Origin of the sequence: Edaphobacter sp. HDX4 (assembly GCF_036877565.1) — a bacterium.
Classification (GTDB): Bacteria; Acidobacteriota; Terriglobia; order Terriglobales; family Acidobacteriaceae; genus Edaphobacter.
This window is the reverse complement of sequence record NZ_JAEDXW010000008.1, coordinates 54715-77170: the sequence shown is the minus strand read 5'-3', so window position 1 is coordinate 77170 and position 22456 is coordinate 54715. Positions and strand designations below refer to the sequence as shown.

The 22456-nt window shown below is 54.7% G+C and carries 8 protein-coding genes and 1 pseudogene; 2 read left to right on the top strand and 7 right to left on the bottom strand.

From position 1 onward, the window contains the following. Window positions 1-24: 24 nt before the first annotated feature. Both JAO29_RS09910 and JAO29_RS09905 read right to left on the bottom strand, forming a co-directional pair. A complete protein-coding gene (locus JAO29_RS09910; protein WP_334268049.1) occupies window positions 25-723 on the bottom strand; it encodes a 3-keto-disaccharide hydrolase in 699 nt (232 codons plus the stop codon). Between the two features lie 324 nt (window positions 724-1047). Then, window positions 1048-2760 carry a 30S ribosomal protein S1 gene (locus JAO29_RS09905; RefSeq protein ID WP_334268048.1) on the bottom strand — a complete coding sequence of 571 codons (1713 nt, stop codon included), beginning with the start codon at window positions 2758-2760 and terminating at the stop codon, window positions 1048-1050. Window positions 2761-3299: 539 nt separating this feature from the next. Here JAO29_RS09905 and JAO29_RS09900 point away from each other — a divergent pair. Beyond that, complete coding sequence (locus JAO29_RS09900; protein ID WP_334268047.1) at window positions 3300-7061, top strand: alpha-amylase family glycosyl hydrolase; 3762 nt, start codon at window positions 3300-3302, stop codon at window positions 7059-7061. A gap of 79 nt (window positions 7062-7140) precedes the next feature. Here the strand turns inward: JAO29_RS09900 and JAO29_RS09895 are convergent, their stop codons facing one another. Genes JAO29_RS09895 through JAO29_RS09880 form a run of 4 tightly spaced genes read right to left on the bottom strand, consistent with a single transcriptional unit; the run spans window position 7141 to window position 18048 of the window. After that, on the bottom strand, window positions 7141-11664 hold the full coding sequence (locus tag JAO29_RS09895) for a cellulose synthase subunit BcsC-related outer membrane protein (RefSeq protein ID WP_334268046.1): 4524 nt from the start codon (window positions 11662-11664) through the stop codon (window positions 7141-7143). Next, on the bottom strand, window positions 11652-12782 hold the full coding sequence (gene bcsZ, locus JAO29_RS09890; RefSeq protein ID WP_334268045.1) for a cellulose synthase complex periplasmic endoglucanase BcsZ: 1131 nt from the start codon (window positions 12780-12782) through the stop codon (window positions 11652-11654). Before bcsZ ends, JAO29_RS09895 begins: the two co-directional genes overlap by 13 nt. Next, the gene (gene bcsA, locus JAO29_RS09885) at window positions 12779-17146 is read right to left on the bottom strand and encodes a UDP-forming cellulose synthase catalytic subunit (RefSeq protein WP_334268044.1); all 4368 of its coding nucleotides are present in this window, start codon (window positions 17144-17146) and stop codon (window positions 12779-12781) included. Before bcsA ends, bcsZ begins: the two co-directional genes overlap by 4 nt. Next, window positions 17143-18048 (bottom strand): nucleotide-binding protein, encoded by a 906-nt coding sequence (locus tag JAO29_RS09880; protein WP_334268043.1) that lies wholly within the window; start codon window positions 18046-18048, stop codon window positions 17143-17145. The genes bcsA and JAO29_RS09880 overlap by 4 nt, the downstream gene beginning before the upstream one ends. Window positions 18049-18465: 417 nt before the next feature. Between JAO29_RS09880 and JAO29_RS09875 the strand changes: the two are divergent. Further along, window positions 18466-19563: pseudogene (locus JAO29_RS09875) on the top strand (purine nucleoside permease). 155 nt (window positions 19564-19718) lie between these two features. Here JAO29_RS09875 and JAO29_RS09870 read toward each other — a convergent pair. Continuing rightward, the gene (locus JAO29_RS09870) at window positions 19719-21638 is read right to left on the bottom strand and encodes a hypothetical protein (RefSeq protein WP_334268042.1); all 1920 of its coding nucleotides are present in this window, start codon (window positions 21636-21638) and stop codon (window positions 19719-19721) included. Window positions 21639-22456 lie beyond the last annotated feature (818 nt).

Genomic DNA, 22456 nt, shown 5'->3' with positions numbered 1-22456 from the left:
CCTTCGCTGCGACGGGGCACCGATTCAGCGAGCCGAAAGATCGCGAATCCAGATGTCTTTGAATTGCATATTTCCCTGTCCGCCTGAGTGAAGTTGCAGAGCGATCCTCCCATCGGGAGCGCCCGGATGCGGATCGGTGAAATCGACCATTTGGACACCGTTCAGTCGCGAGCGATAGTGATTGCCGACAACTTCCACCAGGTAATCATTCCATTCGCCAGCTCTCACAACGCCCTCGTTTTCCGGAGAGGGCCACACTACCCATCCACGGCCGTTCTCTGCGTAAACACCGCCGGTGTGATGCATCATGTTGCAATCAATCTCAAACTGGGCGCCCTGTGTGGTATCGACAGAGTTGGGTTTGAAGCCAGTATGAAAGAAGATGCCGCTGTTTCCATCGCCGACACACTTGAAACGAAGGGAAAGCTGGAAGTCTTTATAATCTTTATCGGTCTCGAGGTAGCCATAGGCCTTGGTGAGGCCCTGGCCGTGCAGCAAGCCGCCCTCTGCGCTCCAGCTTTCAGCACCAACCTTTTCCCACCCACCCAGATCGTTGCCGTTGAACAACTGGATCCAGTCATTTCCGGGGAGCTTAGTCTTTTGTTGTGCCCGCGAGACCGAAAGTCCAGTGCCACCGACGAGGAATGCCAGGACCGCGGCTCCCGTGCGAAGCAGATTTCTGTTTACGCGTCGAGTGCCCGCAGAATGAGTCTTGTGCGCCATGAAGATCTCCGTCTATTCGGTTCAAATGGGTTAAAGCGATTGGGCAGACTAGCCACCGTATCTAAGATCGTACACCTGTCCATACAACTGGTACGCTGCTAAGTCTCAGGATTCGAAGCGCTTTACCTGGAAGTATTTCCACATTGCATCTCTGTCATCGAGAGAACCTGCGGTTGAAGCGTTGGTTGAAGGCTGAGCGCACTTTTATCTCAGCCGCTACGGAGGTGATGATTTTTTGCAGGGCATATGCTCGACCGGAATGCCGTCATCCAGTACAAGCCTGTGAAAGAGCGCTGCGCAGAGTGAGGAAGCGCAGCCGTCTTGTCACGGTGCCAGTTCCAGGCCAATTTGTCTGGTCTCGCGATTGATTGTAGTAATCCTAAAGCTCCGCATCTGACCCACACGAAGGGGATCGGAGCCGGCGGTTGGCGTTTTCGTCTCGCCCTTCCATCGAGCATTCAACATGGAGCTCAATGAAGATAGATCAAGCTTGACTTCGCCCATACCCGGATCTTCAGCCTGAGCCTTTGTGGTTTTTGTGCAGGTAGCGCGGATTCCCTCACCAAGCTCGACGATGGCAGTGTCGGCTGTCAATTCGATCGGACGACCGGATACGACGTCGCCAGCGGAATGCTCCTCGAGATACTGGTCCAGATCCGTAGGGATGAGCTGTTTCATGCTCAGCTTGATCTGGCGCTTCTCCAGATCAATGGCGACAACCTGAGCCTTGACGATTTGGCCAGCCTTCAGCACCTCCTGCGGATGATTGAGACGCCTTTCGGCGCTAATCTCGCTAATGTGAACGAGTCCTTCGATACCCTCGGATAGCTGCACGAAGGCCCCAAACTTTGCCAGTCGAGTTACTGGGCCTTCAACGACAGAACCTGCGGGAAATTTCTGCGGCACTACAGTCCAAGGGTCCCCAAGAGCCTGCTTAAGTCCCATCGAGAGACGGCGCTCGGCCGGATTGATGGACAGGATGACGGCGTCAACCGTGTCACCGAGCTTCAAGATGTCTCCGGGTCTCCGGACCTTGTTGATCCACGACATCTCGGAGACGTGAATCAGACCCTCGATTCCCGGCTCAACTTCAATGAACGCACCAAAGTCTGTAAGGCGCTTCACGATGCCGCTAACGCGCTGGCCCAATTGATACCGCTCGGTTGCAGAGTCCCAGGGCTCCGGTTGCAACTGCTTGAGACCAAGCGAGATGCGTTTGTTGCTGGGATCGATCTTTAGGACTTTCAACCGAAGCTGTTGGCCAATGGAGAGGACTTCTTCAGGATTCTCGACTCGGTTCCACGCTATGTCGCTGACGTGTAGCAGACCGTCGACTCCGCCAAGATCGACAAAGGCTCCGTAACTGGCAAGGCTTCGGACTTCACCGTTGACGAGGTCTCCCTCTTTCACCTCTGAGTAACGCTTTTCGGCAAGATGCCGACTCTGTTCCTCAAGGATGACACGACGGTCGACGACAACGTCCTCTTCAGTGGTGTCGAGCTTGACTATGCGGCAGGTGATCTCGTTACCAACGAGCTTCTCCAATTCGGCTGCATCGCGGGTTCCACTGCGAGATGCGGGCATAAAGGCGCGGACGCCGATGTCGACCGTGAGACCGCCTTTGATCACTCCAGTCACGATTCCTACAACGGCAGCCTTCTGTGCAAAGGCCTCTTCCAGGGATGACCAGTCCGTAGGTTGCGCGATCTTCAGGCGTGAGAGAGCGTAGTATCCCTCTTCGTTGCGTCCTTTTATCGAGACGGTAAATTTGTCTCCGACCTTAACTCCTTCGCCTTGATTCTCAAAGATTCCTCGAGGGAGGACGCCTTCGACTTTCAGGCCGACGTCCAGAAATACGGAATCCGAAGATATCGACACTACTACGCCTTCCTTTTGCGCAGCATTCGTTGAAGATTGTTCGCGATGAGTCTTTTCAAATGCTGAGAGGAGCGCACCGAACGATTCTGTGGAATCGTCGATGGCTTCGGCGGTGTTCGTAGGATCGGGAGCGGTATTTTGGACGTCGTCGTTGGCCATAGAAGTTGTCTAATATTGTAGACACGATCAGGCAGATGGCGATTCCGGCAGCAACGGTGCAAGTGAGCGGTAAACGGCCGCGACATGGCTAAACTGGCGGCGGTGCGTTTCCACTGATCTTTCAGATTTTGAGTTCTGTCGGTCATAAATCGTTCTAGAGCAATCGGATTTGCCTCATCATTCCGGGCATTCGGGCTCAGTAAAGCTGCTCACATGGTCGAGCATTCTGCATCAGACTGAAGAGTTGAAGGCTCACGCGGGGGCAAAACCGCTGTGCATTTTCGGAGAACGCTTAGTTACAGATCGGCCACCCGCTTCTTCGGGTTCGGACTCAGTTTCGCTGTCGACTGAAGGGTCAATCGAGTCGGAACAAGGTGGACATAGATCTGATGATCGGATATCCGGATGCAAGCTGGACCGAACTCCCAAGGTAGGGATTCTCTGGTCTACGATGGACGCATCGAACTAGAACGGTGGTAATAGTATCAGTGATGGTCGTCTGATCTATTTCAAGACACAGCAACAGAGGGAGCATGGCAATGGAGTTCCATATTTCCAGGTCGATCCGGAATCGTGTTGGTCTGGACGATCTGCTATTCAGTTTTAGTGGAAATGTCATCTTTGCGAACGTGGCTGCCAGCCGCAAATTAGCGGAGCGTTTGAATACCCTCGATGAGACGAAGCGTCTTCCGGGAGAAGCGGTCAGCGGTGCGGCACTTTTTGCAATGGGCTTAATTGATGAGCTGAGCCATGCTCTTGTAGCGAATTACCGAAAAAATATTGATCCTCTTGTCCTTGCCGACGGTCTCCGCTTTTTAGATTCCAAGATCAGTCCGGAGAGACGAGACCAGCTTCTCCTGACCTTCACGGAAGAATTTCCATCTATGCCGGTCTATCGAAAAGAAGTGACCGCCAAGGAATGGTTGCGCGGGCAAACTGAGGATCTTCCAAATCGGGAGGCTGCGTTCGAAGAGATGCTTTTGCTATGGCTGGGGAATCAGAATCCTGCCTTCGCATCCTTCAGTATCCTCTTCGGTGATAAAACGCTCAAGGCGGAGACGGCATATGTCACCGCAACTTCCATCCTGCCGAGCTATTTCGCGGATAGACCTCCTGTCGATGCGAGTCTGGGTACTCTCCTCGATGCGTTACGAGCTCCGATGCTGGCATCGCCGGAATCTCTTACTGGGCAACTGGATTACATTCGCGAACATTGGGCACCTGTACTCGGTGGCGATCTTGGGCGCGTACTGCTGGCGATCGACGTTCTACGCGAAGAAGAGATCGCCGTCTGGATGAGATTTCATCCGGCTGGTCCAGTGTGGCACCGACATGGAGATCCAGGACGCGCAGATGAGGGTTTCAAAGGAAACGAATATATCGGCTTCGAAAGTGAATTTGACATCTTGCCGGATGGTTCGAGACGTCGCCGATATGCCGAAGGTTATCAGGCTCCGCTACATGAATATGAAGCGTTCAGTGCGGATCAGGCCTGGATGCCCACCGTAGTGCTGATCGCCAAAAACACTTATGTCTGGCTGGAACAACTTTCGAAGAAGTACGGCCGTCACATCCATCGGCTTGATCAGATTCCCGATGAAGAGCTGAAGCTACTCCGGGACCGGGGGATTACCGGCCTCTGGCTCATCGGTCTTTGGGAGCGCAGCGCGGCTTCCAGGATTATCAAGCGGCTGCGCGGCAACAGCCACGCTGTTGCGTCGGCCTACTCTCTGAAAAACTATTCGATCGCCCAGGATCTTGGCGGCGAGGAAGCATATGTGCACCTCAGGGATCATGCAGCCGCGGTCGGACTCAGACTTGCTAGCGACATGGTTCCGAACCACATGGGTATCGACTCCGATTGGGTTATCGACCATCCTGAATGGTTCCTTTTTCGCTCAGAGAGCCCCTTTCCTGTGTATCGCTTCGACGGACCGGATGTCTCCACAGACAGTCGTGTAGAGATCAAGATTGAAGATCACTACTACGATCACACTGATGCTGCTGTTGTCTTCCGACTTCGTCACCACAATAATGGGTCTACGCGCTATGTCTATCATGGCAACGACGGCACAACATTCGCCTGGAACGATACGGCCCAGCTGGATTATTCGAAGGCCACGGTACGGGAGAGCGTGATTCAGGTAATTCTTGACGTGGCCCGACGCTTTCCGATCATCCGGTTTGATGCTGCAATGGTGCTTGCGAAGCGCCATGTGCAGCGTCTGTGGTTTCCATTACCGGGAGCCGGAGGCTCCATACCGTCCAGAGCCGAAAATGCGATGTCGCAGGAAGCCTTCGATGCTCTCATGCCGAATGAGTTCTGGCGGGAGGTGGTGGATCGTGTCGCAGCGGAAGTCCCGGGAACTCTGCTGCTGGCTGAGGCCTTCTGGTTGCTGGAGGGCTATTTCGTTCGCACATTGGGCATGCATCGTGTTTACAACAGCGCCTTCATGAACATGCTGCGCGATGAGGAAAACGCCAAGTACCGTTCTTATCTGAAGAAGACAGTTGAGTTCGATCCGGACATCCTTAAGCGCTACGTCAACTTCATGAGCAATCCCGATGAGCGTACCGCCATCGATCAGTTCGGATCGGGTGACAAATACTTTGGAGTTTCCGTGTTGCTGGCGACTCTGCCGGGGCTCCCGATGTTTGGCCATGGTCAAATCGAAGGCTTCACCGAGCGTTATGGAATGGACTTCAAGCAGGCAATGCTTGATGAATATCCGAATGAGGATCTAGTCGCCAGGCATCAGCATCTGATCGCGCCGTTACTGAGGAATCGCCATCTTTTCGCAGAAAGCGAACACTTCCTGCTCTACGATTTTTGGAATGGCGACGGGTCAGTCAATGAGAATGTGTTCGCGTACTCGAATCGTCGGGGGTCCGAACGTGCAGTGATTGTCTACAACAACAGCTATCAGTCTACCCACGGTACGATTCATCTCTCAGTCGGATTCCTTGAAAAGTTTAGTGGTTCCATGCAGCAACGAAGCCTCGCTTCCGGACTCAACCTTTCAGGTGACGGATCGGTCGTGGTCGCGTACAGGGATAACGTACTCGGACTTGAATATCTCCGGCGTGCGAGTGATTTCCGCGATCATGGCTTGACGCTGGGTCTGAGAGGATATCAGCATGTAGCACTGTTGGACTGGCGGGAGTTCCAATCTACGGCGGCGCATCCGTGGGATCGTCTCTGCGACGCGCTCAATGGCTCAGGCGTGTATAGCCTTGACGAAGCGTTATCGAGACTTCAAATCCGTCCGCTCCTCGAAGAATTGCGCCAAGCTGTATCCCCTGTCAACATCGAGACCTTTGCGGAGATCTCTTGTGGAGTTGAGCATGTTGACGGTAGCCTCGGGGATGAGTCCCATACAGACGCTGAAGAATTGGCAGACGCCACACTGATCGACGAAGAACGAGAGACTCTGGAGACTTCATCGAGTACAGGGGAGCACGAAGATGAAGGTCTTGATCCCCGACTGAATGGCTTCGTTGTGCATGCCGAAGCGTTCGAGAGAGAAGTGGCAAGGCTCATAGAGTTAGATGGCGGTCTTCACGCTGCAGTCAGCAAAGCAAAAGAGGAGATTGCCGAGTACGAGAAGCTCGGACTAAAAGAAGATGTGGAGCGGCGGGACTTCTTTTCTCTCCTGAAAGCCTCTCGGCACCTGCCCCATATGGTTTCTATTCTGCCCGAAACGATGCAGAGCGCTGCACGTGTTGTGCTTCCAAACTGCGATCCCAAGTCGTCATCAGCTCGCGGTTGGGCACCTGTAATGACATGGCTGGTATTCGAGACTCTTGAGGCACGTTTTCTGCCGTTTGAGGTGTTCGAAAGACTCAATCTGAGGTGGGCACTCGCGGAGACGTTCTCTTCCGTTGGAATGGAAGGGGAAGCCGCCTGGAGAGCGGCGGCTCAGGTAAGCGTGTTGTTGAAATTCGCCGGCGAAGAAGAGCCAGTGACACTCCTTCGAACAGAGAAGTTCTGGAGAGACGGCGATGTTCGTTGGCTTGCTGGTGTCAACACTGCGTCTGCTATCGAATACATAAATCTGGAACAATTTGAGGAGCTTCTTTATTGGACTGCACTACCAGCTCTCCTCAAGACGAAGGCTGCTCCAGATCTTTATCGCGAACAGGTTGAGAGTGTGGCGTCCGTAGCAGCAGAGTTGAAGACTCTACTGAAAGAAAGCGGATTTGAATATCACAGGTTCCTGCAATCATGCTCCTCCATCGCGGAGTCATCGCGAATCGAGAGCCCGGACACGACAGCAGATGAGCGAGAATCCGATGAGTGAGCCACGCGTGTTCACATTTGTGGACACGACATTGGATGAGCGAAACTCTCATGTAATTACGAAGCCGTTCCTCCACTCCTTAGGGAACGAGGAGCGGTCTGAGGCCTCGGCTACGATCCAATCCCGTGGGGCCGCTAGATGAATCCAGCGACTGCGAGTGCGTAAGGTAGCGCAGATAGAATCCGACACGACTGTTGTTGTAGTCGTGTGAGTTATCGACGGTGAAGAAGCCGCCGATGTGCCAGTGATCTGTCATCAAATAAGAGCCTTCACCTTCGATGTTGTAGTTGGCCCCGACACTGGTTCGTTCCGTCGAATAAGGATTGTTGTTTGCCATCTGTAGAGCGCTGTCCAAGGGGTAGAAGGGACTGGAGCCTTCCTGAAATGCCTGCAGGCCAATTGATCCTGCAGCGCGATAGTGGAAGCGAGTTCCCTGGTGTCCCTCGAATGTAAGAGGGATGTTGCTGAGGAGATATGCTCCTGGGCTGAAATATCCTCCGTTGCCATAGGTGAAGAGGCGCTGGTTGTTAGCAAAGTGCATACCGAAGAGGTTCATCCCCACAGTCAGCTTGCCATATTGAGGACGTTGCCAAGCTGCCCAGTACGCTCCGGCGTCTCCGTCGATGCGGTAGTTGGAGCGGATGTGTTGCCCGGTGATGTACTGGCCGCCACCGGAGATGTACCAGCCGGAAGCGGCATCACCGCGATTAACCTGGAGGGAGGCAGCGTTGCTAATAACACCTCCCCATACGTTTCCGGGATAAGAAGAGGAGACGGAACCGGGATCGCGAAGGCCCGCATAGGACAACTGAGAGTCCTCGATGGGCTGACGATCGAAGGTAAAGGTGACCGGGCCGGCGTCAGGTTGAATCAGAAGACGTCCAGTGACATTTTCCACGAGGAAACCGTGGGGAGTGTAACCCAGAGCAGCACCGAAGCTCCGGGTGCGAAGCTGTAGTTCTCCGCCCACACCTGAGGAGGATTGAGCACCCGATATCGCGCCTGCGGGAAGGCTTCCGAGCTGGTAGGTTGCATTATCGGAGGTAGTTCCACCCTGCAGGAGCGTGGGATGAACGATCACGGAGAGTCTGGCTGCATCGCCGATCATAGACGACTGCTCTACGTCGGCTGTGAAGATGGTCAGGCGGTCGAAACCAGGCTGCCCGCTATGCAAGCCAACCGAGGACCTACCAGCAAGGTAGGGGCTGGAGGACGCCTGAATAGCCTCGAGCTGTTGCTGCATGTTCTCACGCGGAGTGAGGGGGCGCTGCACGACCGCGGGAGCGCCGGCCAGAGAGGGGAGCGGAGCCGGTGCAGGTGTGGGAACAGGGTCAAGCATTGCGAGGGGAGAGGGACTGTCAAGCATATCGGCAGGCTGCGAAGAAGCGGGCGGCGTCCACCTTCTGGCCGGCGCGGCTGCCTGTTGCGGCTCGGAAAGGGGGTCTGTGAGGTATGGGTTACTCTTCGGAGCAGCGGTGCGAGCCGCAGAGGCGTGCAGCTGTTCGCGGCTATTCAGAGACTGATCATCGTCTCTCTCGATTCCAGGGAGCGTATCCGTATCGTCATCGCTTCCAAAGGCGCGGCGAGAGCGAGATGCCAGCGCACCTGTCGTAGAGGTTGCCTCGCTGTCCAGAGGTGGTAGTGGAGTCGCCTTGTTAAAGTCGTCCTGAGGAAGGGAAGCGGCATCCATATCCGTGCGAGACGAATGAGATGCAGAGCGGGTCGGCAAGGGAGGCAGGGGCGGATCGTCAGGCCGGGAAGCGCTGATGGAGCTGGAGTGAACCTCAACTGAAGGATCATGCGGCCATAGCGACGCCTGAGTGCTGGTCTCTTCCGAGGAGTTTGCTGGGAGAGTTGGACCGGACTGACTGGTTGATGAACTCAGGAGACTGAGGAGTTCCTGTGTGGCAGGGAGTGAAGATGGACGACCGACGGTGGATTGCGGCGCGGCGAGTTCGTCGAGCGTGGCCGGACCTGACGCCTGCAACGCGGCCTGATAGTATGCTGCCGCGCGGCGGGAGTCGCCACGTTGCTGTTCGAACTCTGCAGCAAGCTGGAGAACCTGCGCATCGCGTCCGAAGCGATCCAGAGAGCTTTGTAACCATGCCTGCGCCTGCTTACGATCGTGAGCAGCAAGAGCTGCCCTGATGGCGGAAGTACAGACGGATTTCTCAGCCTGGGAGATATCCTGGCGTGCGTACAGGAGCATCGCCTGCTTAGGGCTGCCGGCTTCTAGATACGTATCGGCCAGAGCGTTATTAACAGACGGATTGGAGGGAAAGACTCGGAGTGCCGCTGAAAGGATCGCGATAGCAGCCTGCGATCTTCCCTGCTGACGGAGCTGTGAAGCGCGCTGGAGAGCCCAGCTTGACCATAACTGCGAGAGCTCCGTCTGCTGGTCGGCTGTCAGGCTTTGATCCCTGCTCAGCTGCTGGATGACTTGTGAAAGACGGACGTTGTCTCTTGTTTTCAGCCACAGCCAGCCTTGTTGAATCTGGAGGGATGGAGGAGGTTGGACCCCTCGTTCTGCGTAGAGGTCATTTGCCTGCTGCATCGCTGCAACCGCGCGGTGGGTGTTCCCAGCCGCGATATAGACGGACGCGACGGTTTGAAGATAATCAGGATCATCCTGAAGATCTGAGCTGATATCTTCCGGGAGCCGGTCGATCTGCTGAAGAGCTTCGCGATCGCGGCCCGTGACATGGAGCCCCTGGATCCACCCGATCCACGCTTCTTTTGATTCGGGATGCTCGTCTGCGATCTTCTGATAGAGCTGTGCAGCATATTCGTGATTTCCTCCAGCCATCTGAAGCGATGCCAGCTGAAGCTGGAGCGGCAGGGATGGGCGAATCCTGATTGCGCGCTTGACGAACGTGAGGGCTTCACCAGTAAGCGATTGAGACTGGCAGATGCCTGCAAGCATGGAGAGGAAATCAACATCGTTTTGTGCGGCAGCGGAGACAGGCTGAGGCATCTGGCGAAATGCTCGAAGAGCCTCGCCTTCATTGCCGCCGAGGTGCTCGGCCGTAACGATGCCTCGCCATGCAGCATCATTGTCCGGATCAAGGCTGAGAATCCTGCGATAGGTCCGTGCGGCGCTGTTGTACCGCTTTGCTGACATCATCAGGGAAGCATATTGCAGCTGCTTGGCCGTGGTGGTTCCGCTGCTGTTGTCCGCCTGGACCAAGCTTAGAGCGCGTTGCAAGACACGGTCTGAGATGGACTGTTCACCGATCGCAGCATAATCGGTCGACAGAGTTCCAAGAAATTCAACGTCAGACTCAAGCTTTGTCCTTACCTGTGCTGGGATGAGCTCGGCGGTCTTGACCGCTTCGGAGCGCTGGCCCGCCTGTGACTGAGCGAGGAAGAGAGAGCGCCACGCAAGTACCGACTTCGCGTCTGACTTTACTGCGCGTTGCAGATAGGGAATTGCTTCCTTTGGCTGTCCCGCCCGGAGCAGGCTCCCACCCATTCCGGTAAGTGCATCTGGATTATCCGGCTTCAATGTCAGCGCATTTCGATAAGCAGCGATGGCTGCATCAGTACCATTTTGATCCAAGCCTGCCTGAGCTCGTCCCATTGTCTGCCAGAACCTGGAGGTTTGTAGTGCCTGAGTGACGCTGGCGTCCTTGTCGCCATCCTCAATGGCATGTTCGAACTGACGCACGGCTTCGTCGAAGTTCTGCTGGCGCATGCTTACGAAACCAAGACCAGCATATCCCTGACCATGCGTGGACTCGCTTTGGAGTGAAGCATGAAAATGGCGGTCTGCCAGCGGCAGATTTCCGCTGTTGAGGGCCCGATACCCTGCTGAGAGTTCGGAGGTGTCGGGAGCGGGACGTGGAGTGGGAGTTGAAGATGAAGCTGCAGATCCTGAAGCGGTTGTGGGAGGGGTAGGCTCCAGGCGTTGACTCCATTGCTGAGCCTGCTTGAGGGCATCCAGCGCTGCCCGATCAGACGGGTAGTGCTGTAACAGCTCCATACCTTCGTGCCGGGTGGCAACGTCATAGGTCAGGACTCTTCCGAGGGTGACAGGGTACCGCTCATCGCTCGGGAACTGTCGTACCAGCTTACGTAATCCCTCGATAGCGCGACTGCGCTCCGAAGGCATAGCGGCCTCCGTATCGTAATAGATGAGAGCTGTCGTGCCTGCAGGAGGATTGTCGCCATACAGCTTGCGGTAGATCTCCATCGCCTGTTGGTATTGACCTGACCTCGACAGAGAGGCGGCCTGCTTGAGAAGGTCCGCGTCAGAGGGGCGAGAGCGCATCCCCTGGAGTTCCTTGATCACGGATGCGCTGGCTCCCAGCTTTCCGAGCCGCTCGATGTAATGCTGTGCCTCCTGCTGATTCCCGAGCTGTGCCTCCGCCGAGGCGAGGTTCCGAAGAGCTTCGATATTCGCGGGATCAGAGACAAGGATTTGCTTCCATGTCGCGGTAGCAAGATCGAGGTGACCACCCTGTGCCTGCGCTTTAGCGCGATCAAGGAGGAGCCGAATGGCTGGGGAATCAGGCGCTGCAGCAGTGCTGATGGATGGAGTGACCAGCGTACAGATGGAAACGAATACTGCTCGCTGCAGCAATCTTGAATTTATCTTCGCCATGAGACCTCTACCTCGCCATTGTTCTGAATGCGATATTTGTGTTCTGTGAATCCCAGAGTGAACATCGCAAGGTTCTGGTCGTAATAACGAGGCGGATTTCCATAAAGGTTGAATTGGGTAGACCAAGCACTCTTGAGGCGATCCTGCTGTTGTGCAGCAGCGTTGGGCTGCTGCGTGGATTGCAGAAAGGGGATCAGCGCGGCGGAGAAAGAGATGGGGCCGGTGCCGCGTACAGATGGCTGGCCTTCGATTACGAACTCGGGTGGGAGGGAATGGGTCTTCATGTATGAAGCCATCGGGGAGAGGGTGGAAAGAATAGCATCTCGGCCGGGCGTTGAAGAGGATGTGATGCCGGCCCAAAGATAAACACGGATCGCATCATAGCTGCCTGTAGCCTGATCTGAGCTGGAATCGAGAGGAGCGGACGGATGTATTTGTCCGTCTGCCTCGAGCTTCGTCCAGTCACTTGCGAAGCCTCGGATGGTTGTTCGATGAATAAGCGCAGGTAGTGAGGCGGCCATTGCCTTCCAAGGTCCTTGTGGCTGAGCATATGCGGCGGCTTGGATGAGAAAGAGAGGCATGTAGCTTGTGTTCAGGGTGATCGACCCATCGTGTTCAAATCCACTGTGCGCCGGCAGCAAGACAGGGAATGAGAAGAGGTGTGATACCTCCCGGCTCGCGATCTGTTTTAGAAGATCGTTGCCAGCTGTGACATATTCCTGTTGCTTCCAAAGTCTGCCAGCCTGGAGAAGATCATAGGCGATCCAGAGATCGGCGTCGCTTGCGGAGTTAGGGTCTTTAACGCCGAGCGTACCATCTGGCCTACGACCCCAACTCCAAGCGGGCAGGTCGGTCCGAAGATTGCCCGCCGCTAGATTTTGAGTAGTCCAGTGATATAGCCGATCGAAACCTGGGCGGTCATTTGCAACCAGCGCGAAGAACATGGCATAACCCTGTCCCTCGGAGGTGGTGAGATTATCGCGGTCGTAATCGACGACCCGGCCATTCTTTTGTATGAAATAGCTTTGATAGTGATCCCAGAGTGGCCATGCGGACTGCGCATGAGCCTGGGCAGTCCGCATCAATCCGAGAAGAGCCATGAGGATGAGAGTCTTCACGCGAAGTCTCCTTCCAACCTCTTCTGGGCGCGATTTTTCAGGCGGGTGTGGACCCACGGTGCACAGAGAAGACCTACAACGAAAGGAAAGAGTACGCCAAGCCAAGGAGCCTGATGCATTCTTGCGCGAAGCTGTCCCAGAGCAGAGATGTGACCAACGTAGTAAGGCGACGGATCAAGAGAGAAGGACTCGAACTCCTTACCGTGCTGGATAGAGAGATTGCCGTTGATGTTTTTGGACGAAGAGACATCCAGGAAGGCGGGGAAGGGATCTTGCTCTCCGCTCCCAAGGACGAGCATGATGATCGATCTGTTGTTCCTCGCCGGTGACTTAGCCATCTGCAACACGGAATCGAAAGAATCGTTGAGGCTGCGGTCGAGTCTCGTCTCCTCTTCAACACCGCGGATGTCCGAGAAAGAGTCGGGATCGAAGCGAGAGATTCGTGTCCAGAGACTCTTCAGCAGCGAGAATGTCGTATCAACGCGATGCGTGAGAACGCCTTCCTGGATTGAGACCGGGAGCGCTGCGAGAAGAGAATGGTTGGAGGGAATATCCGATTCCGTTCCAATAATCAGAAGATCGCTGTCCTGATCGAAGCTGCTGTTATCACCCACTTGCAGGCGAAAGCCGGGATAGCCAGTCTGCGCGCCGAAGTAAGCAAGCAGGTCGAGCATTTCAGTAATTTCCCGGGCGGACGGCTGTTGGGGCAAGATCACAGTGGTGTGAGATAGGTCGGCAAAGCGTGTGAAGGGAAAACCTGCGTTTGCGAATAATTCAAGATTCGGCATCCCGGTCCAATGCGGAAACTGATGCAGGTCCAGATTCGAAGATGGATAAACGGTGCCGGTTATATTGGTCGGCGTGATCGTTGCACACGGACTCTGGTGTGAATCTCTGGGGAAGATGAACTCGAACAATAATGTGTTGGCGAAGGGACGGAGACTGCTAACCGGAATTGGAATTTGGATGTTCTGAGGTTGGTTGAGTCCGCCGTCCTGGGAGATTGGAAGGTACGTTACCTGAGATCCGTTCGCAACTACACGCAGGTAGGCGGGCTGGGAGGCAGAACGGTGACTAGTGGCGTACTGAAGGCGAAGATTGATCGAGTCTTGGTCCCCGAAGTAAAGATCGGGAGGAATGCGAACATAGGAGGCGATGGGCTGAGAGCCATTCGTGCTGAGTTCTTCTGTCTGGGTGTAACTCCACAGCGAAGAGGGGGTGCTGGTCTGGACCCAGCGCGGCGCGTCTCCGATGCGACGTGGAGCAGGCAGGGAGGCGAGGTCGACTGCGGCTGCATCTCCAGTGAATTTCCGACCGACGGCTACGGTGCGAGTCAACCCTAGGAGCTGTTCCTCCGTATCGGCGCTTACGATGAGTATCCGGCTCAGCTGGTCAGAGGGATTTTGCAGCATCGTGAGGTGAGGACCCTGGAAGTGCTGGTTGAGAATCGCAAGCATTGGGGAGTTGTTGAGCGCAATCAGCACAGTGTTTCCCTGTGGAATAGAACCAATTGAGACAGGGAAACTAAGATGATGCGAGTTCGCCTGAACGCCGAACCATGAAGAGAGTACGCCCGCAGCTTGTAATACAGTTGGCGAGGGTGTCGAAGCGAACGCAAACCTGATTGGAGTGAGTGAGATCGTCTGATCTTTCTCAAAAAAGGGCGCTGGCAGCGCCCCTAGATCATTAGCCATGGGAAGCAGGGAACCGGCTACTTCCAGAGTAGAGAGAGGAGCGACCTTTGCCCACAGTCGTTGATCCATAGGGTCTTCGCATTTTGCGAGATAGTGGCCACGGAGATGGATTTCGAGTGTGTTTTGCGTACTCAGAAGCTCAGCCGGGATGGGAATATCCGCATGAAAAACAGGCGCATCTTCCTTTGTTGCTTCGGCAGGCATTACGAGGTCCTGGAGCGCCGTGTTGTTGAATGAGACTGTCAGGAAGCTTCTACCAGCGACCATTTGAGGCGAGAACTGATAGCTGAGGTGCAGGATGCCGTTTTGCGCGATCTGCGATGAACCGAGGACGAAGGAAGTGCTGCTTGATGTATCTGCGCCGTGAAGCACCATTCCATTCTTGAGGCCAGTGTCGGTTAAAGAGATGACGCTTCGGAAGTTATGAGGTGAAGGCCGTGGTGCCGTAGCTTCGCCCCGAAGCATCCCGGGAATGAGAAGAAGAATGCACAGGAGCAGAGTTGCGGAGATCTCCGCTTCGCGGCTGATCGTTTTGGATTGCCCCGACGGTAACAAGCTGGTGAAGGAATAACGGATGCCGCGCAGAGAAAGCCTGATGATCGAGGAGAGGCTTTTGAGTGGACGATCAGGAGCATGCTCCTGGGTGAGCCAGGAATCAGCACGTGCGTAAAGAACGAGCGTGAGAGACTCTTCCTGTTCGAGAGTGAGCTGGCGGTATTGAAAATGCAGAGTAGTGCCGTTGCTGCGGACGACCTTTGCAGGAATGACGAGAGGAACACCGCCAGTGAAGATGACGTCGATCAGGGCTCCGTGGTCGAGCTCGGCGGATTGTTCCAACTGGATCGCTCCACCTCCCATAGAGAGGTCGGAGGACAATCCGGAGACTGTGGCTCCGGAAAGTGTGCGAATGGAGACGATCATACGTCGGTTGAGACGAACGGTTCCGCGGCGCTGCTGCGCCTCAACGGCAACCGCGTTTGCCGTACCCAGAATGACGCAGTTGAAGACAATCCAGAAGACATTCATCAGAACTGCGCCTTTGTGGTCAGCATTCCAGACGAAGAATCGCCACGGCGCGATAGCAAGGCCAGCATAGTTGAGCAGAAGAAGATAAAGATAAGGCCGGGCGATGCTCTTGTCGAAGTAACTCTTCGCCACCACGCCGCCCTTGGCGGTGACGTTAAATTTCCCCAGCTTTGGGTTGATCAGTGCTAGTAGTGTGGGACCCAAAATGTATGGCGCAAGGACCGTCTCGTAGATCTCGTTCCAGAAGGAATATCTATATCTACCCTGTAGTCGGGAGTTGGTTATTGTAGAGAGAACCAAGTGAGGGAGCGCGTAGACACCAATGGTGATCCAAAGCCCCGGGATATTACGCAGGCCGAACAGCATATATATCAGCGGAGCAGTGAGAAAGATAAGCCGCGGTAGCGCATAGAGGAAGTGCACCATCGCGTTGAAGTAGCAGAGCCGTTGTGAAAGCTTCAATCCTCGAGCAAAGAGTGGGTTGTCGACCCGCAGGATCTGAATCATTCCCCTGGCCCAGCGAATGCGCTGACCCACATGGGCAGAGAGACTCTCGGTGGCTAGGCCTGCGGCCTGTGGGCGATTAATGTATGCAGTGTTCCAACCCCGCATCTGCATGCGAAGGGATGTATGTGCGTCTTCTGTGACGGTTTCTACAGCGATTCCGCCGATCTCATTGAGAGCTGTGCGGCGCAGGACAGCGCAAGAGCCGCAGAAGAATGTGGCGTTCCAAAGGTCATTTCCATCCTGCAGGAGACCGTAGAAGAGTTCCCCCTCGTTGGGGACTGTTCTGTAGCTTCCAAGATTTCGCTCGAACGGATCTGGCGAGTAAAAGTGGTGCGGCGTTTGCAACATACCCAGCTTTTTATCTCTAAGGAACCAACCTGCGGTTACCTGAAGAAAGCTGCGCGTCGGGACGTGATCGCAATCGAAAATGGCGACCAGGGGGGACTTCATGTTCTTTAGGGCGCTGTTGATGTTGCCGGCTTTCGCGTGATTGTTGTCGGGTCGAATGACGTAACCAATTCCGACCTGATCGCAGAATTCACGAAACTCCTGCCGGCGTCCGTCGTCGAGGAGGAAGACATGCAATTTGTCGCTGGGATAGTCGATATTAATCGATGCCAGCGCCGTGGATCTCACAACCGAAAGGGGCTCGTTGTATGTGGGAATCAGCAGGTCAACATCGGGCCATTCCTCCACGTTCTCTGGCAGGGCTGCGGGCGGGCGCCGCAGAGGATAGATCATTTGAATAAAACCCAGCAGCAGAATAGCGAAGGCATACATCTCTGCCGCAAGCAGCAGAAACATGAAAAAGAGCTCGATCCACCGCAAGTTGCTGCTGGGATCGATGACCGCTTTGTATACCTGCGTGACGCGCCAGATGGCATAGCGGCATGTCGTCAGCACAGAAGCGACGATCAGCATCAGTGTTGATACGTAGGCTTGGGAGAACGTGTAAAGAGTGAGGCCGATGGTCAATGTTAGAAAGCCGACAATCGCCTGTTGTTTCCAGTCGAAACGAAGAGTTACACACTGATAAGCCAAGACGCCGAAGATGAGATAGAGAAGGGTGCGGCCAGCGCGCCCAATGATATTATCGCTGGCACCAAGATGACTCCAAAGCTCGCCTGCTCTTTTCATCGTTCCGACCACCGTAACTGGGCACGCGAAGCTTTCGCGGTCTTCCGGATTTTGAGGCCGTTTGCTAAATCCTTGCAGACGATGGACGCCTGGGATGCCGGAGCGTAGAGAGTTACTGAGATGCCTTCAGCTAACGCCTCCTGGACTTCGGCCTGACGATCGATCGTTTTTGGAAAGAGCTGATCTCCGAGAAGTTGAGACAGGTTCTGCTGTACGTCCGCAGTTAGCGGAGTTTCCTCCATCTGATTAACGAGATACAGGACTTTCAAAGAGGTAGCCTCAAGGTCGGCCAGAAGTGCATTGACGGTTTCTACATGCCTCAGAGCAGAAGAGTCGGGCAGCAGAGGCACGATGAGAATCTGACATTGTTGGAGATATGTGCAGAGTTCGGTTCCAGTGGCTCCACTCAGATCGAAGAAGATGTACTCAACGGAGCTTTCCTTAACTGCCTGATTGAGATCCGAAAACAGGTTGTCGGATCGTTCGGGGACAAAGATTCTGATGGGGAGCTCTTTTCCATCAGGGGCATAGAAGGATCGACTACCCGGCCGTGATGACACAGCACCATAGTGAAATGCCAAGGTGGGCCAGGGGGAAGCATCCACAAGAAGCACCCGTTTGTCCTGCTGCCAGAAGATGCTGCCAAGATTCGCGGTAAGAGTGGTCTTTCCTGTGCCCCCAGCGGGAGAAAAAACGCCGATCCGGAGTAAGTTCCGCGAATCGACCTCTGGATCGGTTACCTGGGTGGGTTCGGCAGTTTTCGCGACCCGGTGCCTGTTGAAGGTCCGATAGTTCGATTGGTCAAGCCGGAAGCTTGAAAAAAGAGTATTTACATCCCGGTTTACATCTTGCTCTTCAGGCGACTTGGGACTGGAATTGTCTGGAGTGTTTGATCGCGACATGGTTTTCTCCCATGCAGGTTAAGTTCCCGGACTCGCATGGGTCACCGAATCGGTTACTAAAGATAACATGAGGTAACCAGTGCAAAGCGAACCAAGAAAGTACCATTGACTGCTTTCGTTTCTTCTGAATCAAGACTTATGCCCAATCTGGATATCGGCAGGATATGGCACATACGCGCTCGAGAGGCGGCCCGCGCCTCAGAGAGTCAGGCACATCCTACAACTTCGGTAGCAGCTACACCTTCGGAGCAGCGCGGGGAGTAAGGACGCTGGAGCGGAGAGTCTAACTCCACTCCCTCCGGAAAGAGAGCAGGTGGATCCTGGGCCTTTAGACAGGCCAAAATGACATGCGAGCAGGCATCGTCTTGAAAAATCCTTTTAGCAACATAAGAAGACAATTTCAGTAAGGGGCGTCAGATGATTTTTCGTTTGAAGTTATTAGTCGCAATATGGGTCGGCGCATTGGCATCATGGGTTCCGATCCACGCTGCGGGTCGCCCAGAGAGAATCTTGCGACCTGTAGCTGTCGTGGTGGTGTACTTTGAGGTTGGCAAGGACGTGGGAGACAGGCCTGGCGAGTTGCAGTACTGGGTTGAGCGGGACCATCTTGACCGAGCGATCCAGGTGCGGGGGATGAGTCGACCAGTGCATACGAACGCAGAAGGCACGGAGATTGCCGTTGCTGTTGGGCCGGGGAACGTGATGCCTGCCGTGAACCTAATGGCATTGGGGCAAAGTTCACTGTTTGATCTGCGTGAGAGTCACTGGCTTATTCAAGGAATAGCAGGGATCGCTCCACAGGACGGCGCGGTGGGAAGCGCGGTATGGACAAACTATGTAGTGAATGGCGATCTGGCGAAAGAAGTTGATCCAAGAGAGATACCGCCAGACTGGACAGACAGGTTTGTTTCTCTGGATGGCGTTAAACAAGACGATGTGAAGGGGGGAGCCGGCTGGGAGGACGATATACGTGGATGGACTGGTGACGAGGCAAAAGCGAATCGCAGAGGAAACGTCGTGCGGCTGAATCTCGCGCTGACGGAGTGGGCGTACGGGCTGACACGGGAGATGAAGCTGCCCGAAGATGATGCCATGAAGAGATTGCGAGCGAAATATTCAGCTGCAAAGGAGGCTCCCAAAGTAATGGTTGGAGCGAACCTGACGACCGAGATATTTTGGCATGGGGTACTGATGGACAAATGGGCTCACTGATGGATGAACTACGAGACGGATGGAGTAGGTCATCTGGCGACGACGGCGATGAATGATTCCGGAGCTTTGATGGCATTGCATTCGCTGACATTACAAGGACGAGCAGACTGGAACCGAGTTCTTTTATTGCGAACAGCCAGCAACTACGACATGCAGTGGGATGGAGCGACGGCTGCACAGAGCTTGGCTGCAGAAAAGCATGGAGAGTACACAGGATATTTCTCCGCCCTGGAAGCAGGTTATGAGGTGGGGCATCGAGTTGTTGCGGAATGGTTGAGCAGCCAGCGAATACAGAAACGATGAGGGTGACGAGAATGTATGTCGATTGGTCTGTAGAAGCTGCTAAGGGTTAAGTTTCGATCGTGCGGCTTCTGTTTTCTTTGCCTTGGCAGCACTCCAGCAGAGCACGTAGTGATTACTGCCGACTCTTCTGCGAATGCAGCGGATCAAGTCCTCGATTAGTGCGATTTGCTCAAGCGGCGATAGTAATCAGCGACGGAGTCTTGATAGCCGTTTGGGATTACGGAAGATCGTCCCGATCGAGCTTCAGTCTCTGATCCCTCATTCATTATCTCGATCTCCATGCGATCAATCGAGCTAAGTATTTCTCGATGTAGCTGCTCGAGCAGTTCACGGTTGCCATGGAAGCTCTCGGGGTCGAGCTGCTGTATGCGTCGTTTTAGGTCGCTGACCTTTTTGCTCAGATCAGAGTCGCCGTGGACGATTCGGCCTAATCGGTCCAATCCCTGCAATTGATCGCGATAGACCTGCTCGGGAGTTGGTGCATCTCCGTAGGTGGGCGAGGGAGCATTCGCCGAAGGGCCGGAGGCATATGTACCACTGCCGGTATTCCTGTTGCCCGCAGCGCCACCAGTGTTGGCTCCACTGCTGTTTGGCAATCGTCCACTATCGGCTCCCTGCTGCCCCGAAGGGGCTGAAGGGCTCTGTGCGGAAACCTTCGGCTGGCTTGACCGGCTTTCCCGGTCCGCAGTCGGAGGTTGCTGGCTCTGATTGGCTGTGGTTGCTTGCGGGAGGTTGCGAACGCCTGTTGTATTTCTCGCCTCAGCTTCCGACTTTGGGCGTGTATTTTGATTTTTCAGACCAGGAAAGCTCTCAAGCCGCTCTCGCATCCTCCTAAGCTGGTCGAGGGTGGCTCGCCGACTGTCTGAAGTTGATGCAATGATATCGTTCGGCTGTCCCCGTCGAGCGCTTCTTTGAGCCTCATGGAGCTGCTGGCTTAGCTTTTGCAACTGTTGTGTTATCTCGGATTCACTACCGTCAGCGTTCGGATTGATTCCTCTGCGTATCCGGTCGGCACTTCTTTGCAGGTGATTGTTAAGATCAGATTCCTCCATTTCGGTGATCGCATGACGCAATTTCTCAGCGGCCTCGGGCTGGATCGGGGCCATGATACGTGCAGATTCGCGTAGCTTCTGTTGGAGTTTGGTGAGGTCATTTGAGAGTTGCTGCCGGTCTTCAACAAGCCTGTTCCGCTCTTGCATTCGTTGCTGCATGTTCTGCTGTCGCTTGTTCGGATCGACTCCCTCCGGACTTGCGAATTGATCAATGCGCACGCTTTGCGCACGCTCTTCCTGTGTGATTCGCTCGGCTTCTTGGGAGAGAGAGCCCAGCCGTCCAGAAGCCGATTGCTGTTGATGCGCACCCAGCAGGTTCTTAGCTTGCTCTAGTTGGTCCGAGGCCCGGCGAGGTGCATCAGATCCTTGTTGCGGTTCGCTGTTGCGCTTCATCGCTTCGCCAGCTTCTCGCAAACGGTTAAGAGCCTGTTGAATCCGCTGGTCCTGAACGGAATTTTGAGATGATGCTGACGAGTTGTTCAAAGAAGAGCTCTGTTGCTTTTGCGAGCCGGAACCGCTGGAAGCAGATGTGCTCTGCTGGTTCTGCTCGGCTGAGCTTTTCTGTTGCCCGTTTCGAGCAAGCTGTTCCATGTCGCGTTGGAGTTGTTCAGTTTCGCGCCGCAGCATCTCCTGTTGCCATCGCTCCTGAAAGGTTTGTTGCGAGTTCTTTTGCTGTTTCGACAGTTCGTCTTGCCGCTTGGCAAGTGCATCCAGCTTAGCTAGGACATCATCGATGTCTTTTTGCTGCTTGTCGACAGGCGAGGTGTTCTGTGCAGTTTCGTACTGATTTTTTTTGGTATCAAGTTCGAGATCGAAGAGACTATCGAGATCACGTCCTGCTGAACTGCTGCCACCTCCACCACCGCCAGCCTGCTGCCCAAATTCGACCTGAATTTGACGAAATGTGGCTTCAGCATGGAGAAGAGCCTGTAATGCTCTCTGCTCCAGGGGGAGCGCATCCTTCCACTGCTTCTCTTTCAGTTTCTTCGCAGAAGGGGTCATGAATGAAGCTGCCTGCTCCATGTCTTTATCGAAGGCCGTGAACTCCTCATTGGCGTCGGAAAGTTCGCGACTGTGCATGCGAGAAGAGAGAGCCGTCACCTGGTCTCGCAGTTTGTTCTGCGCGTCAGCCAGAAACTGAGCTGCGGAATCGTTTTCCTTTGCGCCTGGCGACCTGTCACTTCGCTGTTTCCACGTTGCCGCAATCAGCTCCTTCTGCCGTTTGGACATGTCGTTCTGACTGCTTTGACCTCCACCGCCGCCACCGCCGCTGGGAGATTGTTGTGACTGTGAAAATTCACGTCGGAATGGATCCACCTGTACAAAACTCATATCTGTGCGAGTCTCGGCATGACCATCCTGTGCCGTGGCGTAGATGCTGACGAGATCGCCAGGCACCAGCTTATAGTCTTCCAGTTGGACGGTGTGCGAAGCCTCCGCATTCTTGGCTCCCTGAAATTTCAAGATGCTGACGTCGTGATCGGGCCCCGCGTTGACGGAGTAGTGCAGATGCAAATTGCGAAGTCCAAATTGAGCGGTTGCCTGGACTCTGATTGTCACTTCCTCTATTGGCGATGCGCGATAGTCTCCAGCGGGCCGAGTGACAATCACCTGAGGAGACTCGGCTTTATCTGTAGCGATGAAGTAATTTTCTGAAAGTCGAATGGGTTGTCCTTGATCTCGAGCGCTGAGATGATAGGAGCCGTCGTTCTTCATGCGGATCGTGCCGGTGTATTGGTTCGGGCCTGCTGAAGAGAGGGGTATCGTGCGGTTGTCATCGAGAGTGAGCTTTCCATCTGTCAGCGGCTTATCCATCTCAATCTTGATGTGAGCGTCAGCGC